At 45.0% G+C, this 2,804-nt stretch carries 1 protein-coding gene; it reads right to left on the reverse strand.

Annotated features, from left to right (window positions below):
• Nucleotides 1-92: 92 nt before the first annotated feature.
• Nucleotides 93-2,063 (reverse strand): group II intron reverse transcriptase/maturase, encoded by a 1,971-nt coding sequence (ltrA, locus tag PGY33_RS14175; protein ID WP_270479189.1) that lies wholly within the window; start codon nucleotides 2,061-2,063, stop codon nucleotides 93-95.
• Nucleotides 2,064-2,804 lie beyond the last annotated feature (741 nt).

The following is a 2,804-nucleotide window of genomic DNA, read 5'->3' on the forward strand; positions in this document are numbered from 1 at the left end:
AATAGCGATAGGTAAGCCTTTGAAGTTATCTCCAGCTTTTCCCCCGCTTCACACCGGACATGCGACTTTCACCGCATCCGGCGTTCCATCAATCAAACAGTTTTCTTAGTCTCCTTAGTCATACCATTATGAGAATTTATAGGTTTCTGGTTCTCCAAATCAATAGGTTTCCGATTTACCAGTATTCGCAGTTTATTTAACTTCGCAAGCTGCGAAGCATCCAATTTAAGAGCGGAGAGATAAGAACGAATCGTGTCCTCATCAACTGCGTGTATCAGTTCGTGTACTGGCGCAAGCACCAATACCAGATTTTCATACTTATCGCTGCCTCCAATTCCTTTTGGCTTCTTGTGATGGCAGTGAATTTCTGATATACACTGAAATTTCTTTCCCGTTACCGCACATTTTCCCCATTGAGCGGAGAACAGTGAGATACGGTTATCCGCATACTCCGTACTGCGGCTGTATGTAGGCGCTCTCATTAGCTGTAGCAGTAAGAAAGTGTTTATCCGCAAATCATCATGGATTTCACTTCTGCCTGCCGCTGTGTAGGCACATACTTTCCGCCGCTGGCTCATTGGATTTTTACATTGAACATAGCTTATCGGATAAATCGGTTCTTTGGATTGTGCTATATATCTTAGTTGCTCCGATTTCCCATATCTTTGGATTTCCATTTTTGTCAGGTCACGGCCTTCCTTTTTCAGCCGGTGTGTCTTTCCAGATTTCAGTCTGTTTTTAAGGACTGTGTTGACAGCTCTACCAATATCACCGCAATCAATGCTGATGTCAGTGGCTAACTGATAGTAGTTCTGGATTCCCATAACCATGGAGTTAAACAGCCGTACTTCTCCGGCTTCTCCACGGTCTTTTCTTGGAAATTTGATGTTCCCAACCTGCTTTGTCAGATTGGTCTTGACCTTTTTGTATGCTTTATCGCACATGTGCGATTGAACGACGTACTTTTTCCCCTTTTTGCGTAGTCGGATTTTGAATCCGAGAAATTCAGAATAGCTCCGTCTGACGTCAACAACTCTCGTTTTCTCCGGTGAAACATCAAGGCGCAGGCGTTCTTTCAGCCATTGCGTGACCGCAATCAGCGTCCGGTCTGCCTGTTCCCTTGTTCTACAGAGAATCCGAAAATCGTCTGCATATCTCACGATATACATTTCTTTCAGCCGTGTATTCCGCATTGCCCGGTACGCATGGCTTTGTATCGGACAGCCTGCCGCATTTTCTCTGTAAGCGTAGTTTTCCGTTACCGGGTTGCACTGCCATTGGCTTTCTATCCAATGGTCAAGTTCATTCAGCACCACATTTGCCAATAGTGGGGAAATAATTCCGCCTTGCGGCGTTCCCTTTGTTGGGTGTTCTGTGTGGCCGTCCGGCATGAGGATTGGCGCTTTGAGAATCCTACGGATTACATAGAGCAGTTCTTTATCCCGGATATTCAGTGACCATAACTGTTTTATCAGTTTTGAATGGTCTACATTGTCAAAGAAACCTTTTATGTCAAACTCTACTACATAGTGAAGTCCTGACTTTTGCATAAGCCTGTAGATTGCGGCTATCGCATTTTCAACCGACCGATTTGGACGGAATCCATAGCTGTTATTGCTGAATCTGGCTTCGCAGATAGGCTCCATGACCTGCTTGATACATTGCTGTACCAGCCTATCCCAGATACAAGGGATTCCCAGGGGCCTGTTACTCCCATTTGGCTTAGGGATTTCTTTGCGTCTTACGCTTCTTGGGGTGTAGCCGTTTTTAGCTCCCTTGACGATTTTGCGTACCCTTGCTGTGACTTCATCAGCGGTAAGTTTACCAATATCAGAAATCTTCAGCTTGTCTGTTCCCGGCGTAATACTCCCGGTATTGGATTTGATGTTCCGATAGGCCAGCAGGATATTTTCTCTTGAAAGTATCACATCCATCAGGTTCTCGAAAATTTCTCCTGCCTGACTTCTGGCATACAGTTCATCAAAGGTACTTTGCATATCGTAGTATTCAGCATGGCGGAGATACTCCACGCATTTGGTTTTTGGTTTCTTCTCATTTGGCATCAGGCATCACTCTCCTTTACGGCGAGTGACTTCTTTTTGTCATACTCGCAATCCTAATTGCGACTAAGTGCTAAGTTGCCTGTTTGACTGACTTGAGGCCATTCTTCCGTTTTCCTCTTTTTCGCAGAAAACATCATCAGTTCGACCTCTGCTTTTCAGCAGTAGTACAGCAGCTTATATGATTCGTCTGCTTACTTCCTAATAATAGAAGCCTACTGCCTTTCCTCGTTCTAACAATCCTATCTTTACATATACCTTTAGGTCTCCGCTTTAAGCCTGTCAGCTTGAACACGCCTGTAACGTGCTATGGTGTTTCATAACATCAATTTTTACTCCACCACACTAATTAGCGATGAACGCTACCGGCACATTTCTATGCCGTCATGGTATAGACCCTTACATTCGCGGTTTTCGTCAGTCATATTTCAAACATTCTGACCTTGGGTATTTTGTAGACCTCCGGCCTATAGGTAGCACCGTCCACCTCTGGACAGCTTTCGTGGGGCTGGTAATTATCCAGCAATCCAGACGGCTACTCTCAGCCGACTTCACCGAGCTTCTGACAAGTCAGTTTTCACTTACACCTGCCAGTCGGAGTATTAAGGGGGCGTTTCAGGGCGTTACCCCATCATTCCACCTCTTGGATTGTTAGTTCTCCTAACATCTGAATTTTTCGTTCTTTTGTTAGTGCCTGATTTTGTCCTTCAACCACGAAGGCTTTGTTCAGGAACGAGTCGCACT

Origin of the sequence: Butyricicoccus sp. AF18-9LB, from assembly GCF_027684505.1 — a bacterium.
Taxonomy (GTDB): Bacteria; Bacillota; Clostridia; order Oscillospirales; family Butyricicoccaceae; genus Agathobaculum; species Agathobaculum butyriciproducens.

Excerpts from the sequence above, each read along its gene's own strand:
- ltrA (WP_270479189.1), bottom strand. The coding sequence starts at position 2,063 with ATGCCAAATGAGAAGAAACCAAAAACCAAATGCGTGGAGTATCTCCGC.